Source organism: Cryobacterium sp. SO2 (assembly GCF_026151165.2).
Lineage (GTDB): Bacteria > Actinomycetota > Actinomycetes > Actinomycetales > Microbacteriaceae > Cryobacterium.
On sequence record NZ_CP117849.1, the window covers coordinates 169,638 to 188,436 of the forward strand.

Annotated in this window: 19 protein-coding genes; 4 read left to right on the forward strand and 15 right to left on the reverse strand. The window is 68.9% G+C overall.

All coding sequences use genetic code 11. The features are described 5' to 3' along the window. The first annotated feature begins 43 nt into the window (after positions 1–43). Positions 44–484: a YdeI/OmpD-associated family protein gene (locus BJQ94_RS00770; protein WP_265397676.1), complete on the forward strand. Its 441-nt coding sequence runs from the start codon at positions 44–46 to the stop codon at positions 482–484. A gap of 5 nt (positions 485–489) precedes the next feature. On the opposite strand, the gene BJQ94_RS00775 is transcribed toward BJQ94_RS00770, so the two are convergent. Next, positions 490–864: a GntR family transcriptional regulator gene (locus BJQ94_RS00775; protein ID WP_265397677.1), complete on the reverse strand. Its 375-nt coding sequence runs from the start codon at positions 862–864 to the stop codon at positions 490–492. Between the two features lie 4 nt (positions 865–868). Then, positions 869–1,306 carry an Lrp/AsnC family transcriptional regulator gene (locus BJQ94_RS00780; protein ID WP_265397678.1) on the reverse strand — a complete coding sequence of 146 codons (438 nt, stop codon included), beginning with the start codon at positions 1,304–1,306 and terminating at the stop codon, positions 869–871. 220 nt (positions 1,307–1,526) lie between these two features. Between BJQ94_RS00780 and ddaH the strand changes: the two genes are divergently transcribed. Together ddaH and rocD are read left to right on the forward strand one after the other, a co-directional pair. Beyond that, positions 1,527–2,384, forward strand: a complete 858-nt coding sequence (gene ddaH, locus BJQ94_RS00785) for a dimethylargininase (RefSeq protein ID WP_345893463.1) — start codon at positions 1,527–1,529, stop codon at positions 2,382–2,384. Continuing rightward, on the forward strand, positions 2,381–3,640 hold the full coding sequence (rocD, locus tag BJQ94_RS00790; protein ID WP_265397679.1) for an ornithine--oxo-acid transaminase: 1,260 nt from the start codon (positions 2,381–2,383) through the stop codon (positions 3,638–3,640). The genes ddaH and rocD overlap by 4 nt, the downstream gene beginning before the upstream one ends. Positions 3,641–3,648: 8 nt before the next feature. Here the strand turns inward: rocD and BJQ94_RS00795 are convergent, their stop codons facing one another. From BJQ94_RS00795 to BJQ94_RS00855, 13 genes are all read right to left on the reverse strand, one after another. Next, entirely contained in the window at positions 3,649–4,923 is a 1,275-nt protein-coding gene (locus tag BJQ94_RS00795; protein ID WP_265397680.1) for an alpha-hydroxy acid oxidase, read from the reverse strand. A 57-nt stretch (positions 4,924–4,980) separates the two neighbouring features. Next, positions 4,981–5,724 carry a GntR family transcriptional regulator gene (locus tag BJQ94_RS00800; protein ID WP_265397681.1) on the reverse strand — a complete coding sequence of 248 codons (744 nt, stop codon included), beginning with the start codon at positions 5,722–5,724 and terminating at the stop codon, positions 4,981–4,983. A 140-nt stretch (positions 5,725–5,864) separates the two neighbouring features. Further along, positions 5,865–6,230 carry a LysR family transcriptional regulator gene (locus BJQ94_RS00805; protein WP_265397682.1) on the reverse strand — a complete coding sequence of 122 codons (366 nt, stop codon included), beginning with the start codon at positions 6,228–6,230 and terminating at the stop codon, positions 5,865–5,867. Positions 6,231–6,276: 46 nt separating this feature from the next. Then, a complete protein-coding gene (locus BJQ94_RS00810; RefSeq protein WP_265397683.1) occupies positions 6,277–6,867 on the reverse strand; it encodes a DJ-1/PfpI family protein in 591 nt (196 codons plus the stop codon). 122 nt (positions 6,868–6,989) lie between these two features. Next, positions 6,990–7,385, reverse strand: a complete 396-nt coding sequence (locus BJQ94_RS00815; protein WP_265397684.1) for a sortase — start codon at positions 7,383–7,385, stop codon at positions 6,990–6,992. A gap of 27 nt (positions 7,386–7,412) precedes the next feature. Continuing rightward, positions 7,413–8,891 carry a rhamnulokinase family protein gene (locus BJQ94_RS00820; protein WP_265397685.1) on the reverse strand — a complete coding sequence of 493 codons (1,479 nt, stop codon included), beginning with the start codon at positions 8,889–8,891 and terminating at the stop codon, positions 7,413–7,415. Continuing rightward, complete coding sequence (locus BJQ94_RS00825) at positions 8,888–10,924, reverse strand: bifunctional aldolase/short-chain dehydrogenase (protein WP_265397686.1); 2,037 nt, start codon at positions 10,922–10,924, stop codon at positions 8,888–8,890. Before BJQ94_RS00825 ends, BJQ94_RS00820 begins: the two co-directional genes overlap by 4 nt. Positions 10,925–11,036: 112 nt before the next feature. Further along, complete coding sequence (gene rhaI, locus BJQ94_RS00830; RefSeq protein ID WP_265397687.1) at positions 11,037–12,203, reverse strand: L-rhamnose isomerase; 1,167 nt, start codon at positions 12,201–12,203, stop codon at positions 11,037–11,039. Between the two features lie 87 nt (positions 12,204–12,290). Continuing rightward, positions 12,291–13,343 carry a rhamnose ABC transporter substrate-binding protein gene (rhaS, locus tag BJQ94_RS00835; protein WP_265397710.1) on the reverse strand — a complete coding sequence of 351 codons (1,053 nt, stop codon included), beginning with the start codon at positions 13,341–13,343 and terminating at the stop codon, positions 12,291–12,293. A gap of 50 nt (positions 13,344–13,393) precedes the next feature. Then, complete coding sequence (locus tag BJQ94_RS00840) at positions 13,394–14,455, reverse strand: ABC transporter permease (RefSeq protein WP_265397688.1); 1,062 nt, start codon at positions 14,453–14,455, stop codon at positions 13,394–13,396. Beyond that, complete coding sequence (locus BJQ94_RS00845; RefSeq protein ID WP_265397711.1) at positions 14,448–15,470, reverse strand: ABC transporter permease; 1,023 nt, start codon at positions 15,468–15,470, stop codon at positions 14,448–14,450. Before BJQ94_RS00845 ends, BJQ94_RS00840 begins: the two co-directional genes overlap by 8 nt. Positions 15,471–15,475: 5 nt before the next feature. Further along, the gene (locus BJQ94_RS00850; protein WP_265397689.1) at positions 15,476–16,999 is read right to left on the reverse strand and encodes a sugar ABC transporter ATP-binding protein; all 1,524 of its coding nucleotides are present in this window, start codon (positions 16,997–16,999) and stop codon (positions 15,476–15,478) included. A gap of 149 nt (positions 17,000–17,148) precedes the next feature. After that, a complete protein-coding gene (locus tag BJQ94_RS00855) occupies positions 17,149–17,508 on the reverse strand; it encodes an L-rhamnose mutarotase (RefSeq protein WP_265397690.1) in 360 nt (119 codons plus the stop codon). A 148-nt stretch (positions 17,509–17,656) separates the two neighbouring features. Here BJQ94_RS00855 and BJQ94_RS00860 point away from each other — a divergent pair, with 148 nt between their 5' ends. Continuing rightward, positions 17,657–18,667: a LacI family DNA-binding transcriptional regulator gene (locus BJQ94_RS00860; RefSeq protein WP_265397691.1), complete on the forward strand. Its 1,011-nt coding sequence runs from the start codon at positions 17,657–17,659 to the stop codon at positions 18,665–18,667. Positions 18,668–18,799 lie beyond the last annotated feature (132 nt).

The window sequence follows — 18,799 nt, forward strand, 5'->3', positions numbered from 1 at the left end:
GCGCTCGGTTGCCGCCGCCCGGCGCCGGCCGCATACTCGGACTATGGACTTTCGCGCCGTCATCGAGCAATCCGGCCAGACCGCAACCGGCATCCCGGTGCCGGAGGAGGTGGTGGCGGGCCTCGGCCCGGGCAAGCGCCACGCCATCACGGTGACGATCAACGGGCACAGCTACCGCAGCTCGGTCGCCCCGTACCGGGGCAAGTACATGATCGCGCTGAGCGCCGAGAACCGCGCCCAGGCCGGTGTCGCCGGCGGCGAGGAGGTAGACGTGACGATCGAGCTCGACGACCAGCCCCGCACCGTCGAGGAGCCGGCGGCCCTCACCGCCGCTCTCGCCGCAGACCCGGCCGCTCGAGCGGCCTTCGACAGGCTCTCTTTCAGCAACCAGCGTCGACACGTGCTCGCCATCGACACCGCCAAGACGGATGCCACGCGGCAGCGGCGTCTGGACGCCGTGCTGGTCGAACTCAGCGGGGCCTGAGCAGGTCAGCCGGGCAGCCCCAGCGCCGCCCGCACGATTGCCAGCGCCTCGTCCGAGCCCACCCCGAGCGACTTCGCCCGGTCGGCGTAGGAGACCGCGGCCAGCTGCAGCTGCCGGTGCGTCGCATCCCCGGTCGCCGCGACGAACGAGCCGAGCCGCCCACGGGTCTCGATCACTTCGTCCTGCTCCAGGGCGCGATAGCTGCGCGCCACGGTGTTCGGCGCCAGGCCCAGTTCCTCGGCCAGCCGGCGCACTGTGGGCAGCTTGTCACCGGGGGCGAGGGCGCCGGAGCGCACGGCCTCGATCACCAGCACGCGGATCTGTTCGAACGGCGGTGTCGCCGCATCCGGGTCGACCTGGAGGCTGAGGGAGGGCGCCATCGGGCTACTCCGGACCGCGGTGGATCAGCCGGGTGAGCACGATCGCGCTGCGGGTGTGGTCGACGTTCGGAGCCAGCCGCACCTTCTCCAGGGCCGCCTCGAGGCCCGGGATGTCGCGAGCCCTGATGTGCACGATGGCATCGGCGCTGCCGGTGACGGTGCCCGCGTCGACGACCTCCGGCACGCCGGAGAGGATGCGGAGCAATTCGTCGGGGGCGACGGTGCCGCGGCAGAACAGCTCGACGTAGGCCTCGGTGCTCATGCCGTCGATGGCCGGGTCCACCTGGATGGTGAAACCGCGAATCACGCCGTCGGCGACGAGCCGGTCAACCCGACGCTTCACGGCAGAGGCCGACAGGCCGACGACCGACCCGATATCGCCGTAGCCCGCACGGGCATTCTGGCGGAGGAGGTCGAGAATGCCGCGATCGAGGTTGTCCATTTGATCAGTGTACGCGGCGAACTTGCGCGGACCTCGGTGGCAACGCGCGTTCCCTGCGCCGATTCGCATGAAACGTTGATTCGTGCTGTGTGACACTAGAAGCGGCGTCCCTGTTCGATCGGTGCCATCGATCGTTCCGGGCTCACGAGAGCGACCTGGTCCGCCATCCACCCGCGTTCCGCCTCGCGCCCGCCGGCGGAGCGCCAACAGAGGAGCTCCCGTGTCAATAGATCTCGCGGCCACCCCGAACGAGTCTGCGGCAACAGTCGCGCCCGTTCGCACGCCGGTCACCCGCACCATCCTGATGTGCAAGCCCGACTACTTCACGGTCGTCTACCGGATCAACCCGTGGATGGACCCGGCACTGCCCACCGACACCAGCCTGGCCGTGGCCCAGTGGCAGACCCTGTACGACACCTATGTCGGCCTCGGCTTCGACGTGCACCTGATCGACCCGATCGACGGCCTGCCCGACATGGTCTACGCCGCCAATGGCGGATTCGTCATCGACGGCATCGCGTACGGCGCCAAGTTCACCTACCCGCAGCGCCAGCCGGAAGGCCCGGCCTACATGGACTGGTTCGGCGCCAACGGCTTCGATGTGCGCGAGCCCGTCGAGATCAACGAGGGCGAGGGCGACTTCCTCCTGGTCGGCGATGTCATCCTGGCCGGCACCGGATTTCGCAGCGCCTCGAACAGCCACGAGGAGGTGTCGACGATCTACGGTCGTCCGGTGATTACCCTCACGCTGGTCAACCCGAGTTTCTACCACCTCGACACCGCGATCGCCGTTCTCGACGACACGAACATCGCCTACCTGCCCAGCGCGTTCGACGAGGCCAGCCTGGCGATCCTGCGCCAGCGCTACCCCGACGCCATCATCGTCACAGAAGAGGATGCCGCCATCCTCGGGCTCAACTCTTATTCCGACGGCTACAACGTGGTGATCGCCGCGAGGGCCAAGGACTTCGAACGCCAATTGCGCGAGCGCGGCTACAACCCGATCGGCGTCGATCTGTCCGAGCTGCTGCTCGGTGGCGGGGGCGTGAAGTGCTGCACTCTGGAGCTGCGCCGATGAGCGCCCTGACCGATGCGACCGGCCTGGCCGCCCAGGTGGGCCTGACCGACCAGACCGCGGCGATCGCGCTCGAGAATGAGCACGCCGCGCACAACTATCACCCGCTGGCCGTCGTGGTCGCCTCCGGCGACGGCGCCTGGGTCACGGACATCAACGGCAAGCGCTACCTCGACTGCCTGGCCGCGTACTCCGCGGTCAACTTCGGCCACTCCAACCCGGTGCTGCTGGATGCCGCGCGCGCCCAACTGGGCCGCATCACCCTCACCAGCCGGGCGTTCCACAACGACCAGCTCGGCCCGTTCGTGACCGCGCTGGCCAAACTGGCCGGCAAGGACATGGTGCTGCCGATGAACACCGGCGCCGAGGCCGTCGAATCCGGCATCAAGGTCGCCCGCGCCTGGGGCTACCGGGTGAAGGGCGTCGTGGCGGGGATGGCGAACATCATCGTGGCCGGCGGCAACTTCCACGGCCGCACCACCACCATCATCAGCTTCTCCGACGACGAGTCGGCACGCGCCGACTTCGGCCCCTTCACCCCCGGGTTCCGCACCGTTCCCTACGGGGATGCCGGCGCGCTCGAGGCCGCCATCGACGAGAACACCGTGGCCGTGCTGCTCGAGCCCATCCAGGGCGAGGCCGGCATCGTCGTTCCGCCCGCCGACTACCTGCCGGCGGTGCGGGAGATCACCAGCCGCCACAACGTGCTCTTCATCGCCGACGAGATCCAGTCCGGCCTCGGCCGCACCGGAGCCACCTTCGCCGTGGAGCAGGCCGGCGTCGTACCCGACCTCTACCTGCTCGGCAAGGCCCTCGGCGGCGGCATCGTGCCGGTGTCCGCGGTCGTCGGCAACACCGACATCCTCGGCGTGCTGCGTCCGGGCGAACACGGCTCCACCTTCGGCGGCAACCCATTGGCCGCCGCCGTCGGCCTGGCCGTGGTGAACCTCCTGGCCACCGGCGAATACCAGCAGCGCGCCAGGGACCTCGGCGCGCACCTGCACGAACGGCTGCTCGGCCTGGTCGGGCACGGCGTGCTCGAGGTGCGCGGCGCGGGCCTCTGGGCCGGCATCGACATCGACCCGGCGCTGGCCAGCGGCCGCGCGGTCTGCGAGGCGTTGATGGAGCGCGGGGTCCTGGCCAAGGACACCCACGGCTCCACCATCCGCCTCGCCCCGCCGCTGGTGGTCTCGGCCGAGGACCTGGACTGGGCGGTCGACCAGCTCGCCGCCGTGCTGGAGGAGTTCGGCGCCGCCTAGACCTGCGCCTACAGCCGGCCGGGCAGCGCCTCGACGGCCTGCGCGGCCAGCGGGTCGATGCGGCCGAGCCGGGTGAGCTGGGTCACGTGAGCAGGTTCGAGCTCCTCGAGCGCGTTCACGCCCAGCAGCCGCATGGTGCGGGCAACCTGGTCGGAGAGGATCTGGATGGCCCTGTCCGCTCCGGCCTCACCGCCGGCCATCAGGCCGTACAGGTAGGCGCGGCCGATCATGGTGAACCGGGCGCCGAGGGCCACGGCGGCCACGATGTCGGCGCCGCTCATGATGCCGGTGTCCAAGTGCACCTCGAGGTCGTTGCCCACCTCGCGGGCCACGCTCGGCAGCAGGTGGAACGGGATCGGGGCCCGGTCGAGCTGCCGGCCGCCGTGGTTGGAGAGGGTGATGCCGTCCACGCCGAGGTCGGCGAGTTTTTTTGCGTCGGCGAGGTTCTGCACACCCTTCACGACCACCTTGCCCGGCCACTGCGCCTTGATCCAGGCCAGGTCCTCAAAGGTCACGGTGGGGTCGAACATGGTGTCGAGCAGCTCGCCGACGGTGCCGCTCCAGCGGTCGAGGCTCGCGAACGCGAGCGGCTCCGTGGTGAGGAAGTTGATCCACCATTCCGGCCGGGGCAACGCGTTCACCACGGTGCCGAGGGTGAGCTGCGGCGGGATGGAGAAGCCGTTGCGCTTGTCGCGGAGGCGTGCGCCGGCCACGGGCACGTCCACGGTCACGAGCAGAGTGTCGAAACCGGCCGCGGCGGCGCGCTCGACGAGGGCCATCGACCGGTCGCGGTCCTTCCACATGTAGAGCTGGAACCAGTTGCGGCCCTGCGGGTTGGCCGCTTTCACATCTTCGATGGCCGTGGTGCCCATGGTCGACAGCGAGAACGGGATGCCCGCCTTCGCGGCGGCGTGCGCGCCGGCGATTTCGCCCTCGGTCTGCATCATCCGGGTGAAGCCGGTGGGAGCGATGCCGAACGGTTGGGCCACGGGGGCGCCGAGCACGTCCCAGCCGGTGGAGACCGTGGACACGTCGCGCAGGATGGACGGGTGGAATTCGATGTCTTCGAAGGCCTGGCGGGCGCGCTGCAGTGAGATCTCACCCTCGGCGGCCCCCTCGGTGTAGTCGAACGCGGCCTTGGGGGTGCGCCGCTTGGCGATGGCCCGCAGGTCGTTGATGGTGAGCGCGGCATCCAGCCGACGCTTCTTCGCGTTCAGCTCCGGCACCTTGAACTGCATCAGCGGGGCGAGGTCTTTGATCTTGGGGATGCGGCGGTCAACCATGGGTGGGTCCTGTTCTCGGCGTTGGGTCGGCTGGGTCAGTGCGAACGGGGTCAGTCTTTACGAAACGGGGTGGAGCCGGGTCTCGGCGTAGTAGCCGGAGATGTGCGCGTGCACGAGGGAGTGGGCTTCGGCCGGGTCAGCGGCCTCGATCGCGGCCAGGATGCCCCGGTGCTCGGCGCGCAGCCGCACCGAGGTGGCGCTCCAGGAGGTCAGCCGGGTCACGCCGGCCCGCACGTAGCCCTCGATGGCGGTGCGCAGCCCGGCCATGGTGGCGATGACCACCTGGTTTCCGCAGGCCTCGGCCAGCGACAGGTGGAACGCCGCGTCGAGGGCCAGGAACTCGTCTTCGGTGAGTCCGTCGGCATCCATCGCGTCGAGCAGCTGCACGCAGCGGGTGAGATCCGGGTCGAGCCGGTCGGGGTGCAGGAGGGCGGCGGAGAGCACGGCCTCGGCGAGTTCGGCCGCGACCGCGGTCTCGAGAATGAGGCGTGTCTTGACGATGTCCGCCACCGGGAAGCCCTGGGCCGCGACCTGCAGGCGCATCAGGGCGCTCATGCCGCCACCGGGCAGGGCCACGATGATGGCACCGGCGGTGGGACCGGAGCCCACATTGGTGCGCACCAGCCCGAGCACTTCGAGCACCCGGATGGCCTCACGCACGCTCGAGCGGCCCACCCCGAGGTCGGCGGCGAGGGCGCGCTCGCCGGGGAGCCGGTCACCGGGCTTCAGCCGCCCCCAGAGCAGGTCGTTCTCGATGTGGGCGAGCACGGTCTCCCAGGCGCGGCGGTCGTCGACGGTCACGGTGTCCTCCTCCATTGGCGGGCTGTGGGTCTGACGTGCTGTGGGTCTGACGTGCCGCGGGTCTGACGTGCGGTGTTCTATGTGGTCTGACCACACAGCCTAGCCAGCCCGAGCGGCGAAAGCTACCCCGAAATTTCGGCTCAGCGGGACTGGCGGCGCTTGCCAGGCGCCGATTGGCCCTTGACCGCGGGAGCGCGGCCGCGGCCCTTGGACGCCTTGGCCTTGCCGCCGCCGGTGCCCGAACTGTTGCCGGAACCTTGCGACGGACCGCCGGCCGGCGGCATGTGGGCGAGCAGTCCCTTGGACTCGGCGAGCAGGGCGATGCCGGCCTCGGTGAGGTACGGGTTGTCGGCGGCGGGCTCGAACAGTGCAACGCCCAACTCGTTTTCCAGCGCGGCCACGGACTTCATCAGCGTCGTGCGCGACACGTTGAGGTTCTTCGCGGCGCGGGGGATGTCCAGCTCTTCGGCGACGGCGACAAAACGCCGGAGCAGTGTGGTGTCCACGGGCATCCCCTCGCCGCACGCGCGAATCGCGTGCCTACAGTACAGGCTACGCGGTGGCGACGGCCTCCACTGGCCGGCTCTGCACCCGGGCATCGTCGAGGAGCTTCATGAATTCGCGCATCCACTCGGGGTGGTCGGGCCAGGCGCGCCCGGAGACCAGGTCGCCGTCCACCACGGCCGCGCCGTTCTCGAAGGTGCCGCCGCCCAGCTCCACGTCGAGTTGCAGGGCCGGGTACGCCGACGAGGTGCGTCCGTGCAGCACCCCGGCCGCAGCGAGCAGCATGGGGCCGTGGCAGAGCGCGGCGACGGGGGCGTTGATCTCGAAGAAGTGCCGCACGATGCGCTTGGCGTCTTCGTCGTTGCGGATGTACTCCGGCGCCCGGCCGCCGGGAACCACGACGGCCAGATAGTCCGCGGGGTCGACGTCCTTGAACGCGATGTCAGCCTCCCACATGTGGCCGAGCTTCTCGGTGTAGGTGTCGAAGCCGTCGACGAAGTCGTGCACGACGAATTGCAGTTTCTTCTTCTCCGGTGCGGCGATGTGCACCTCGTAGCCGGCCTCGCGCAGGCGCTGGTACGGGTAGAACACCTCGAGGGTCTCTGCGGCGTCTCCGGTGAGAATGATGATCTTGTCCATGGCATACCTCTCTGTATGGGGGTTCTGCATCTCGGTGGGTCCCGTGATTGAGCGGGTCCGGAATCATGATCGGCCGCAGAGGGCCTTTAGACAACCCGGTTTCTCCCAGGACCGAGCGGGGCTCAGACGAAGAGCAGCACGATCCCCAGGATCGCGGAGCCGACCCCGATTCCGGTCAGGATCAGCCCGGTCAGACGCAGGGCCTTGCCGTCGTGGTCGGGCGAGTGGGTGCGGCAGCGCGCGGGAGAGCGCGGGCGGAACCACACCGTGATGTCATCACCCGGGTCGAGGTCGGCCGACTCGTGGCTGTCGGCCAGGGCCTCGTGCACGTCACCGGTGGTGTCGAACCAGCGGATCACCGGGCCCTGCGCGGTCTGGGCGATGACGCCGTCGGTCTGTTCCCAGCGGCCGCCGAAGCCGCGCATCGACAGGCCGGCGATGTAGAGCGGGATGCCGACGAGCAGGCCGACGATCGTGAAGATCTCGCTGAGCATCGAGACGATGTCGTGAAGGTCCACCCGTGCCCGCCGTTTCCGTCGCTCTGCCTAGGGTGAAATGTTATCGTGCGGAACCCGTCCGGACGGTTCCGGGCGAAAGCTCCGCGGCGGAAACGCCTGCTGCACCAGGGCACGCAGGCTCTCCAGGCTGCCGGTCGCGTATCCCTGGGTGCGGGCTTGCACCAGGATGTTGCCGATGGCCGTCGCTTCCATCGGGCCGGCCTGCACCGACAGCCCGGTGTGGTTCGCGGTGAGCTGGCAGAGCAGGTCGTTCTGCGAGCCGCCGCCCACGATGTGTACTGTGCGCACGACCTGCCCGGAGAGCTCGGTGATGGTGCGGAGTGCGCGGGCGTATGCGGCGGCGAGGCTCTCCACGATGACGCGCACAAGCTCGGCTCGGCTGCCCGGCGGGCGGATGCCGCGCTCGAGGCAGTAGTCGCTGATGCGTTCCGGCATGTCGCCCGGTGGCAGGAACCGGGCGTCGTCGACATCGAAGAGGATGCCGGGGCCCGGCAGCGCGGCCGCCTGAGCGAGCAGGGCGGCCAGGTCGATCTGCTCGCCGCCGCGTTCCCAACTGCGGATCGACTCGCTGAGCAGCCACAGTCCCATCACGTTGCGCAGGTAGCGCACCCGGCCGTCGACCCCGCCCTCGTTGGTGAAGTTCGCGGCCCGGCTGGCCTCGGTGAGCACGGGCGACGGCAGCTCCACACCCACGAGCGACCAGGTGCCGCTGGAGATGTAGGCGCAGTCGTCGGTGAGCATCGGCACCGCGACGACGGCGGAGGCCGTGTCGTGCGATCCCACCGCGACGAGTTCGAGACTGTCGCGCCCGATCTCAGCGGCTACGCCGGGCAGGAGCGCCCCGATCGGCTCGCCGGCCGAGACGAGGTCGGGGAACAGGGCGCGGGGCAGCTGGAGCCTGGCGATGAGAGCGTCGTTCCAGCCGGCGGATGTGCCGCCGACGGCGTGCAGCAGCCCGGTGGTCGAGGCGTTGCTGCGTTCGGCGACCCGGCGGCCGGTGAGCCAGAAGCCGAGCAGATCGGGGATCAGCAGCAGGCCGTCCGCCGCCTGGAGGTCGCCGGCCGCCCGGTCGGCGGCCAGCTGGTACAGCGTGTTGAAGGGCAGCACCTGGAGGCCGTTCTGGCGATACAGCTCCGCCGGCGGCACCAGGGCGTGAGTGGCCGCGGCGCCGGCCGGGTTGCGGCCGTCCCGGTAGTGGAACGGGGTGCCCAGCACCCGGTCGCCGCGCAGCAGCGCGTAGTCGACGGCCCAGGAGTCGATGCCGATGCTGGCCAGCCCCGGCGCTTCGCGCACCGCGGCCTGCAGCCCGCTCAGCGCGTTGCGGTACAGCTCCAGGATGTTCCAGTGCAGCCCGTCGATGGTGCGCACCGGGTTGTTCGGGAACCGGGCCACCGAGTGCAGGTCGAGCCGGTTGGGGCCGACCTCGCCGAGCATGACCCGGCCGCTCGACGCGCCGAGGTCGACCGCCGCGACGGTGCCGCTGCCCCCGCCGCCGACCGTGGTCACCGGAGGAAGGCGGCGGCGACGCCGGCGTCGACGGGGATGTGCAGGCCGGTGGTGTGGCTCAGGTCGCTTGTGCAGAGCACGAACACGGCGTTGGCCACGTTCTCGGGCAGCACCTCGCGCTTGAGCAGCGTGCGCTGGGCGTAGTACTTGCCCAGGTCGTCTTCCTTCACTCCGTAGACCGCGGCGCGTTTGGCGCCCCAGCCGCCGGCGAAGATGCCGGAGCCGCGCACGACCCCGTCGGGGTTGATGCCGTTGACCTTCACGCCGTACTCGCCGAGCTCAGCGGCCAACAGCCGCACCTGATGCGCCTGGTCGGCCTTGGTCGCCGAGTACGCGATGTTGTTGGGCCCGGCGAACACCGAGTTCTTCGACGAGATGTAGATGATGTCGCCACCCAGCTTCTGGTCGATGAGCACCTTCGCAGCCGCCCGCGAGACCAGGAACGAGCCCTTGGCCATCACATTGTGCTGCAGGTCCCAGTCGGCCACCGTGGTCTCGAGCAGCGACTTGGACAGCGACAGGCCGGCGTTGTTCACGACCAGGTCGAGACCGCCGAAGGCGAGCACGGCGGCGTCCACGGATGCCTGCACCTGGGCCTCGTCGGTGACGTTAGCCTGCACGCCGATCGCCACGTCTTCGCTGCCGATCTCGGCGGCGGCGGCCTGCGCCTTGGCCAGGTCGAGGTCGGCGATGACGACGCAGGCTCCCTCAGCGGCCAGCCGGGTGGCGATGGCCTTGCCGATACCGGACGCCGCTCCGGTGACGAGGGCGACGCGGGTGGCCAGCGGTTTGGCCTTCGGCATCCGCTGCAGCTTGGCCTCTTCGAGGGCCCAGTATTCGATTTTGAACTTCTCGGCCTCGTCGATCGGCGCGTAGCTGGAGAGCCCTTCGGCGCCGCGCATGACGTTGACGGCGTTGAGGTAGAACTCGCCAGCGACCCTGGCGGTCTGCTTGTTCGCACCGTAGCTGAACATGCCCACGCCGGGGATGAGCACGATGAGCGGGTCGGCGCCGCGGATGGCGGGGGAGCCCTCCACGGCGTTCCGGTCGTAGTAGTCCTGGTAGTCGGCGCGGTAGGCCTCGTGCAGCTCCTGCAGGCGCGCGATCGAGTCCTCGACCGAGGCGTCGGCCGGCAGGTCGAGCAGCATCGGCTTCACCTTGGTGCGCAGGAAGTGGTCGGGGCAGCTGGTGCCGAGCGCGGCCAGGCGCGGGTGCTCGGTGCGGGAGAGGAAGTCCAACACCTCCGGCGCATCGGTGAAGTGGCCCACCTTGGCGCTGTCGGTGGAGACCAGGCCGCGCAGCACCGGAGCGAGAGCCGCGGCCTTGGCCCGGCGTTCCGCCTCGGCCAGCGGCCCGTAGCCGGCCAGCACCGCGCCAAAGGGCTCGGCGATGGAGTGCTCGGCGATGTAGGCGGTCGCGGTGGTGATGATCCAGAGCGAATTGGCCTCGCAGGTCGCACTGGTGTCGCCCCACGCGCTGATGCCGTGGCCGCCGAGGATACAGCCGATGGCCTGCGGATTGGCGGCCCTGATCGCGGCGATGTCCAGGCCCAGCTGGAAACCGGGGCGGCGCCAGGGCACCCAGACCACGCGGTCGCCGAAGATCGTGCCGGTGAGGGCCTCACCGTCGGCGACGGTCGCGATCGCGATGCCGGCATCCGGGTGCAGGTGGTCGACGTGGGCGGCGTCGACGAGCCCGTGCATGGGGGTGTCGATCGACGGCGCCGCGCCGCCCTTGCCGTGCAATGTGTAGTCGAGCGCGGCGACCATCTCGTCTTCGCGGTCCTCACCGAGGTAAACGTTGACCAGGGCCCGCATCCGGTCCAGCCGCAGCACGGCCAGCCCGGCCTCGGTGAGGGTGCCGAGGTCGCCGCCGGAGCCCTTCACCCAGAGCAGCTCGATGGTCTCACCGGTGACGGGGTCGATCTCGGTGCCCTTCGCGGAGGTATTGCCGCCGGCATAGTTGGTGTTGCGGGGGTCGGCGCCGAGCCGGTTGGAGCGAGCGATGAGCTCTGCGGCAGTGGGGTTGGTCATGGCGAAACTTTCTCTCTCTGGGTCGGAAACGGGGGCTCAACTGTTGCCAATCCGGACATTTGCGCCCGGTGCGCCGGACGCACTTGTCCGTTTTGGGAACAGTTGGTGCAGGTCAGGCGCCCCAGCCGGCCTGCTGGCCGCCGGCGCGGTCGGCGGCGATGGCCTCCTGGTAGCCGGATGCGGCGTAGGCGGCCATCGGGTCGGCCGGCAGCCCGCGGGTCTCCCGCCAGTTGGCGAGGTGCGGGCGCACATCGGTATAGAAGGCATCCATCAGGATGCCGTTCGCGCCGAGTACGTCGCCGGCGTCCTGAGCGCTGGTGAGTGCGGTGCGGTCCACGAGCAGCGCGCGGGCGGTCATCTCCTGTACGTTCAGCACCGACCGGATCTGGCCGGGGATCTTGTCTTCGACGTTGTGGCACTGGTCGAGCATGAAGGCGACGGTGGAGTCGGGGCCGAAGCCGCCGCCGCGGATGACCTCGTAGAGGATCCGGAACAGCTGGAACGGGTCGGCGGCGCCGACGATGAGGTCGTCGTCGGCGTAGAAGCGGGAGTTGAAGTCGAACGAGCCGAGCTTGCCGAGCCGCAACAGCTGCGCGACGATGAACTCGATGTTGGTGCCGGGGGCGTGGTGGCCGGTGTCCAGGCAGACCAGGGCGCGCTCGCCGAGGGCCGAGACCTGGGCGTAGGAGGTTCCCCAGTCGGGCACGTCGGTGTGATAGAAAGCGGGCTCGAAGAACTTGTACTCGAGCACCAGGCGCTGGTTCTCGCCGATGCGGGCGTAGATCTTCGCGAGCGAGTCGGCGAGGCGGTCCTGGCGGCCACGGATGTCGCCCTGGCCGGGATAGTTGGTGCCGTCGGCCAGCCATACCTTGAGGTCCTGCGACCCCGTGGCGTGCATGATGTCGATGCACTCGAAGTGGTGGTCGATGGCCTTCTGGCGCACAGCGGCATCCGTGTGGGTGAGGCTGCCGAACTTGTAGGCGTCGTCCTGAAAGGTATTGGAATTGACCGTGCCGAGGGCCAGCCCGCGCTCGCCGGCGAAGTCCCGCAGGGCGGCGTAGTCGTCGACCTTGTCCCACGGGATGTGCAGTGCCACCGACGGGGCCAGGCCGGTGTGCCGGTGCACGGTGGCGGCATCCGCGATTTTCTCCTGGATGGTGCGGGGGGTACCGGGGGTGGAGAACACCTTGAACCGGGTGCCGGAGTTACCGAATGCCCAGGAGGGCAGTTCGATGGCCTGCGTGGCGAGTTGGGGGGTGATGGAATCGAACGTCGTCATGAGGTGGTCACTTCTCTGTGATCGCTGGTGGAACTGGATGTCAGGGTGGGCCGCCACGGCTGCGACGGCCCACCTCTGTGAGCGCGGCTAGAAGTCGAAGTCGCCGATGTTGTCCTTGTCGAAGACGAACGGGTCGCCGAGGAGAACCACGCCGTCGGCGCCCACGGTGAACTCGCCCAGTTCGCCGGCGTCGAAGCTGTCGCCGTCTTCGCCGGTGATGGTGCCCTCAACGAGAGCCTTGGCCGCGTAGGCGGCCAGGTAGCCCAGGTCAGCCGGGTTCCACAGTGCGAAGGAGGTGACGGTGCCGTCTTCGACGTAGTCACGCATCTGGTTCGGGGTGCCGAGGCCGGTGAGCGCCACGGTGCCCTTGTACTCAGACGTCTGCAGGTACCGGGCCGCGGCCGCGATTCCGACGGTCGTGGGCGACATGATGCCCTTGAGGTTGGGGTGGCTCTGCAGCAGCGCCGCCGTCTTGTCGAACGATGTCTGGTCGTCGTCGTCGCCGTACACGGTCTCGACCAGGGTGATGTTCGGGTGGTTGGTGGCCAGCTCGTCCTTCATCAGCTCGATCCAGGCGTTCTGGTTCGTGGCGTTGGCCGATGCCGAGAGGATGGCGACCTCGCCGGCGTCGCCGATCTGCTCGGCGATCAGGTCCACCTGCACCTTGGCGATGCCCTCGGCATCGGCCTGGTTGATGAACACGTCGCGGTACTCAGGGTCGGTGTCAGAGTCGAAGGTGACGACCTTGACTCCGGCGTCACGCGCCTCGGTCAGGGCACCGCCGATGGCCTTGGGGTCGTTGGCCGACACGACGATCGCTCCCACTCCCTGCTGGGTGAGGGTGTTGATGTAGCTGACCTGGCCGTCCGGCGTGGCTTCGACGGGGCCGACCTCGGCGTAGGTTCCGCCGAACTCGTCGATGGCCGTCTTGCCACCGTTGTCGGAGGTGTCGAAGTACGGGTTGCCCAGGTTCTTGGGCAGGAAGGTGATGGCAAGGTTGGCGTCTCCGCCGGCCTCATCGGTTCCTCCGGAGGAGCTGGTGTCTGACGAGCAGCCGGTGGCGACGAGAGCGAGGCTCAGGGCGACGGCGGCGATGGCCGCCGTGCGGCCCTTCCGGGTGCCGTGGGTGCGAAACAACATCATTGTTCTTCCTTTCAATGCGGTGAGTGTTGGGCTGTGCGATTGCGGAACTACGCCGATGGTGCGGCGCCCCTGCCCTTTCTGGATCTTCCGGCCCGCTGCACGGTGTTCTGCAACCAGACCAGAAAGCTTGTTGACACCACGGAGAGCACGAGGAGCACTCCGGTGATGATGTTGATGACGTCGGCGGTCACGTTGGCGAGGCGCAGAGCGCTGCCGAGGACCCCGATGAGCAGGACCCCGGCGATCACGCCGTGCAGGGCGCCGCGGCCGCCGAAGATGGAGACCCCGCCCAGCAGCACCGCGGCGATCACCTGCAGCTCGAGGCCCGTGGCGTTGTCGCCCCTGGCGCTGCCGAATCGCAGCGTGTAGTAGATGCCGGCCAGTGCCGACACGGCGCCGGCGAGCACGAAGAGGATGAACTTGGTGCGGTTCACGTTGACGCCGGAGAAGGTCGCCGCCTCCGAGCTCTGGCCGATCGAGTAGATGCCGCGTCCGAACGGTGTGAAGTGCAGCAGCAGCGCGAAGATCACCAGCAGGATCACGAAGGGGATCATGATGCTGGGCACCGCCGTTCCGGTGATCTTCGACTTGGCCAGGTCGGTCCAGAACTGGGGGAAGTCGGTGACGGCCGTCGTGCCGAGCAGGCCGACCGCCAACCCGCGGTACAGCGCCAGCGACCCGATGGTGACGGCCAGTGACGGCAGGCCGACGACGGTGACCAGGAATCCGTTGATCGCCCCGCCGACGCATCCGACCAGAACGGCGAGGAGCCCGGCGACGGGGACGCTCAGGCCGCCCTGGTGCAGGATCCCGACGAGCACGCTGCTGAGCCCGACCATGCTGGCCACGGACAGGTCGATCTCACCCGTGATGATGATGAGGGTCATCGGCAGGGCGATGAGCAGGATCGGGGCGACGTCCAGCAGCAGGTAGGTCATGGTGAGGGGGCTGCCGAAGTTGTTCACCCGCAGCATGGCGACCACGATCACGATCACCAGCAGGACGATCACCGCGCTCTCCCTGGTGAGGAGCAGGCGGCGCCAGAGCGGGTGCCCGTAGTCGCGGTAGGTGCGGGTGGCGGCGGTGCCGGCGACTGTCGTGTCACTCATGGGCGTCGTCCCTTTCTTCCCGGAGCTTGCGCGATTGTCGGAGAGCCAGAATGCGGTCGAGCACGATGGCGCCGATGATGAGGGCGCCCACCACGGCTCGCTGCCAGAAGTCGGGCACGCCCAGGATCGGCAGGGCCCGGTTGATGGTGAGGAGCAGGGCGGCGCCGAGGGCGGCACCCCAGACGGTTCCGCTGCCGCCGAAGATGGCGACACCGCCGATCACGGCCGCGCCGACCGCGTCGAGTTCGAATCCGCTGCCGGCCTGGGAATTGATCGTGCCGTACCGGGCGGCGTAGAGCACACCGGCCAGACCGGCCAGGCTGCCGCAGGCGATGAACGCGATCAGGATGCGCCGGGTCACCTTGAGCCCGTAGAGCTCGGCGGCGGCAGGTTCGGAGCCGATCGCGTAGAACTCGCGGCCACCCCTGGTGTTGCGCATGTACCAGCCGGCGGCGGCTAAGACCACCAGGGCGATCAGGGTCAGCAGCGGGATCCCCAGGAGTGAACCGGTGCCCAGCGCCAGGAAGTCCTTGGGCATGTCCGACGCGTTGATCCGGTCGCTCCCGGCCCACAGCACGTTGATGCCCCGATAGGCATAGAGCGTGCCCAGGGTGATCACCAGGGCGGGCACCCGGGCGAAGGCGACGAGTGCGCCGTTGATGAGCCCGAGCAGCCCGCCGAACACGATGCCGGCGACGAAGACCGCCACGACCGGAATGCCGGGGATATCGATGAACAGCCGGCCGGTCAGGTAGGCGGTGAGCCCGAGCACCGACCCCACCGAGAGGTCGACGCTGCGGGTGATGATCACGATCGCCTGGCCGATGGCCACAAGGATCAGGATGGCCGGGGTCAGCAGCAGGTCGCGCCAGCCGTCTGAACTGAAGATGAAGTTCGGGTTGACCGCCGTCGCGGCCACGATCACCACGATCAGGGCGAGCAGGATGCTCGTCTCGCGGGCGCCGATGAAGGACTTGAGCAGGCGCACGGCCGGCTCGCCCCTGGTGGGTGTCAGTGTGGTCACTTGGAGTGCTCCGTTGCGTGGGTCGCGGCGTACATGACGGTCTCAGAGGTGGCGTCGCTGCGGCTGATGTCGGCGGTGATGCGTCCCTCGCACATCACGAGCACCCTGTCGGCCATGCCGAGCACCTCGGGCAGCTCGGAGGAGATCATGAGGATCGCCAGGCCCTGGCCGGCGAGCTCGGAGAGCAGCCTGTGCACTTCGGCCTTGGTGCCGATGTCGATGCCGCGGGTGGGTTCGTCGATGATGAGCACCCGCGGGTCGGTGGCCAGCCATTTCGCCAGCACGACCTTCTGTTGGTTTCCGCCGCTGAGTGTGCCGGCGACGGCGTCGAGGGCGTTGGTCTTCACCTCCAGGCGGCTGGCCCAGATGCGGGCGGCGGCGTTCTCGGCGGCCGCGGAGATCAGGCCGGCCTTGGTGAGCGTCTGCTGGATCGACATCGTTGTGTTGCGGGCGACGCTCGAGTCGATGACCAGACCCTGTTTGCGTCGATCCTCCGGCACGAGGGCGAGGCCCAGGTTCATGGCCGCCACCGGATTGTGTTTCGGTACCCGGCGCCCGGCCATCGTGACGGTGCCGGAATCGTAGACGTCCACCCCGAAGACGGCCCTGGCGACCTCGCTGCGGCCGGCGCCCACGAGTCCGGCCAGGCCCACGATCTCGCCGCTGCGCACCGAGAAGGTGATGTCGTGGAACACTCCGGCGGAGGTGAGGCCGGCCACGTCCAGGACCGTCTCGCCGATGACCGCTTCCTGCTTGGGGAAGAGGTCGGTGATGTCGCGGCCCACCATGCGGCGCACGATCTCGTTCACGCTGGTGTCGTCGATGGCGTCCGTGGAGATGTAGCGGCCGTCGCGCATGACCGTGATGGTGTCGCAGAGTGCGAAGACCTCGTCGAAGCGGTGCGAGATGAAGACGATCGCCCGACCCTCGTCGCGCAGGCTGCGGGCCACCGCGAACAGCCGGTCGACCTCGACGCCGCTGAGGGCCGCGGTGGGCTCGTCCATGATGAGCACCCGGGCATCCAGCGAGATCGCCTTGGAGATCTCGATGATCTGCTGGTCAGCGATCGACAGGCCCTCAGCGGGGCGATCGGGGTCCATCCGCACGGCCAACCTGGCGAAGAGTTCCTCCACCTCGGCGCGCATCCGCTTGCGGTCGATACGCCCGAACCGGTTGGTGGGCTGACGCCCCATGAAGATGTTCTCGGTCACCGACAGGTCGGGGAATAGCGTCGGTTCCTGGTAGATCACGGCGATGCCGGCCGCCTTGGATTGGGCCGTCGAGGTGAAGTCGACGCTCTCGCCGCGCAGCAGGAGCTCACCGGCGTCGCGCTGGTAGAGCCCGGCGATGATCTTGACGAGCGTGGACTTGCCTGCGCCGTTTTCGCCGACCAGGGCGTGAATCGAGTTCATCTGCACGGTGAGGTCGGCAGACGCGAGGGCCACGACGGGGCCGAAAGACTTGGCCACGTTGCGGAGTTGGAGGGCGGCGGGACCGGACGTGCCGGAGCTAATCGTCATTGACGTGACCTATTCTTCGGCGCTGAAGGATGGGGAGTAGTTGAATCGTTTTAATCGACTGGTGAAGAATATATGTCGACGACGAGACAGTGTCAAGCAACGACTTGGTCACGGATGCGCCGCGGGCGCGCGGCGTCCGGAAAACCGGGTCAGGCGTTGAGGGCGGCGAGTTGGCTCTCGAGGTTGAAGGCCTCGGTCAGCTGCAGGAATCCGGTGTCGGGTGCGCCGTCGAGGGCGACGAAGAAGTCACCCATCTCGGCCTGCCAGCGCTTGTTGACCTCGGTCGCCGCCATGCCGGCCTGCGCGGCCGCGAGGTCGTCGGTCTCGAGGTAGCCGATCAGCAGGCCGTCTGCGCGCAGGAACAGGGAGTAGTTGTGCCAGCCGGTGGCGGCCAGGGCGCGCAGCATGTCCGGCCAGACCGCGGCGTGCCGCCGGGTGTATTCGGGAATGAGTTCAGGCTTCACCTGCAGTTGGAAGCACACACGCTCGCGGTGGCTGACGCTCGTCATTGAGGACCTCTGCTTCTGGGGGAAAATGACATGAATCGATTCAATCATGACGTGTCGATGTGCTCTCCGCAAGCCGCGGCGGGCCAAAACGAATCGTTTCACTGACCGGCCGCTAAACTGCAATCGGATTCGCGGCGAAGGAGAACCGGTGGCATCAATCAGTGTGCGCGAGGTTGCGGCCGAGGCCGGAGTCTCGGTGGGCACGGTCTCCAATGTGCTCAACCGGCCGGACAAGGTCTCGGCAGGTACGGTCGCCAGGGTCCAGGCGGCGATCGAGCTGCTCGGCTTCGTGCGCAACGACGCGGCCCGCCAGCTCCGCGCCGGTCGCAGCCGCAGCATCGGCCTCGTCGTGCTCGACGTGGGCAACCCCTTCTTCACCGACCTCGCCCGAGGCGCGGAAGACCGCGCCGCCCAGGCTGGGTTGACCGTGTTGCTGGGCAACAGCGACGAGACCGTCGAGCGCGAAAGCGCCTATCTCGACCTGTTCGAGGAGCAGCGGGTGCACGGCGTGCTGATCTCCCCCCTCGGCGACAGCGGCGAGCAGCTCAAACGGTTGCGACGGCGCGGCACCCCCACGGTTCTCGTGGACCGGCAGACCGAGGATCGCAGCTTCTCGTCTGTGGCGGTCGATGACGTGGCGGGCGGCTACCTGGCCGCGAGCCACCTGATTGCCGTCGGGCGCACCCGGCTGGCCTTCGTCGGCGGGCCCCACAGCATCCGTCAGGTGACCGACCGGCTGGAGGGCGCCCGCAAGGCGGTCGCCGAACATCCGGGCGTCTCGCTCGAGTCGCTTGACACCGCGTCACTCTCGGTTCTCGAAGGCCGCCGGGTGGGCGAAGGCCTTCTGGCGCGGCCGGTGGATGCCCGGCCGGACGCTGTTTTCGCGGCCAACGACCTGCTCGCCCTCGGCGTTCTGCAGGCGCTGAGCATGTTCGGCGATGTGCGCGTGCCGGAGGAGATCGCCCTGATCGGCTACGACGACATCGCCTTCGCGTCAGCGGCTGTCGTGCCGCTGTCGTCGATCCGGCAGCCGAGCGCCCTGATCGGCTCGACGGCCGTCGACCTGCTGCTGCGCGAGGCCGAGGCCGGCGAGGCCTTCGTGCCGGAGCAGATCGTGTTCCAGCCCGAGCTGGTGGTGCGCGCCTCCACTGGCGGCTGACGCCCAGAGCCGAACGGGGCTGGGGCGATCGCGAGGATCGGCGACCCGTTTTCGGGTGCACACGGGCCTCTGTCGAGGGCTGTTCGGCGTGCGCCGCGGCGGAGTTGACCCGCTCCGGCTTCCGGGGTTATG

Coding starts and splice junctions, on each gene's coding strand:
- BJQ94_RS00770 (WP_265397676.1), top strand. CDS start 44: ATGGACTTTCGCGCCGTCATCGAGCAATCCGGCCAGACCGCAACCGGC.
- BJQ94_RS00775 (WP_265397677.1), bottom strand. CDS start 864: ATGGCGCCCTCCCTCAGCCTCCAGGTCGACCCGGATGCGGCGACACCG.
- BJQ94_RS00780 (WP_265397678.1), bottom strand. CDS start 1,306: ATGGACAACCTCGATCGCGGCATTCTCGACCTCCTCCGCCAGAATGCC.
- rocD (WP_265397679.1), top strand. CDS start 2,381: ATGAGCGCCCTGACCGATGCGACCGGCCTGGCCGCCCAGGTGGGCCTG.
- BJQ94_RS00795 (WP_265397680.1), bottom strand. CDS start 4,923: ATGGTTGACCGCCGCATCCCCAAGATCAAAGACCTCGCCCCGCTGATG.
- BJQ94_RS00810 (WP_265397683.1), bottom strand. CDS start 6,867: ATGGACAAGATCATCATTCTCACCGGAGACGCCGCAGAGACCCTCGAG.
- BJQ94_RS00825 (WP_265397686.1), bottom strand. CDS start 10,924: ATGACCAACCCCACTGCCGCAGAGCTCATCGCTCGCTCCAACCGGCTC.
- rhaI (WP_265397687.1), bottom strand. CDS start 12,203: ATGACGACGTTCGATTCCATCACCCCCCAACTCGCCACGCAGGCCATC.
- rhaS (WP_265397710.1), bottom strand. CDS start 13,343: ATGTTGTTTCGCACCCACGGCACCCGGAAGGGCCGCACGGCGGCCATC.
- BJQ94_RS00840 (WP_265397688.1), bottom strand. CDS start 14,455: ATGAGTGACACGACAGTCGCCGGCACCGCCGCCACCCGCACCTACCGC.
- BJQ94_RS00850 (WP_265397689.1), bottom strand. CDS start 16,999: ATGACGATTAGCTCCGGCACGTCCGGTCCCGCCGCCCTCCAACTCCGC.
- BJQ94_RS00855 (WP_265397690.1), bottom strand. CDS start 17,508: ATGACGAGCGTCAGCCACCGCGAGCGTGTGTGCTTCCAACTGCAGGTG.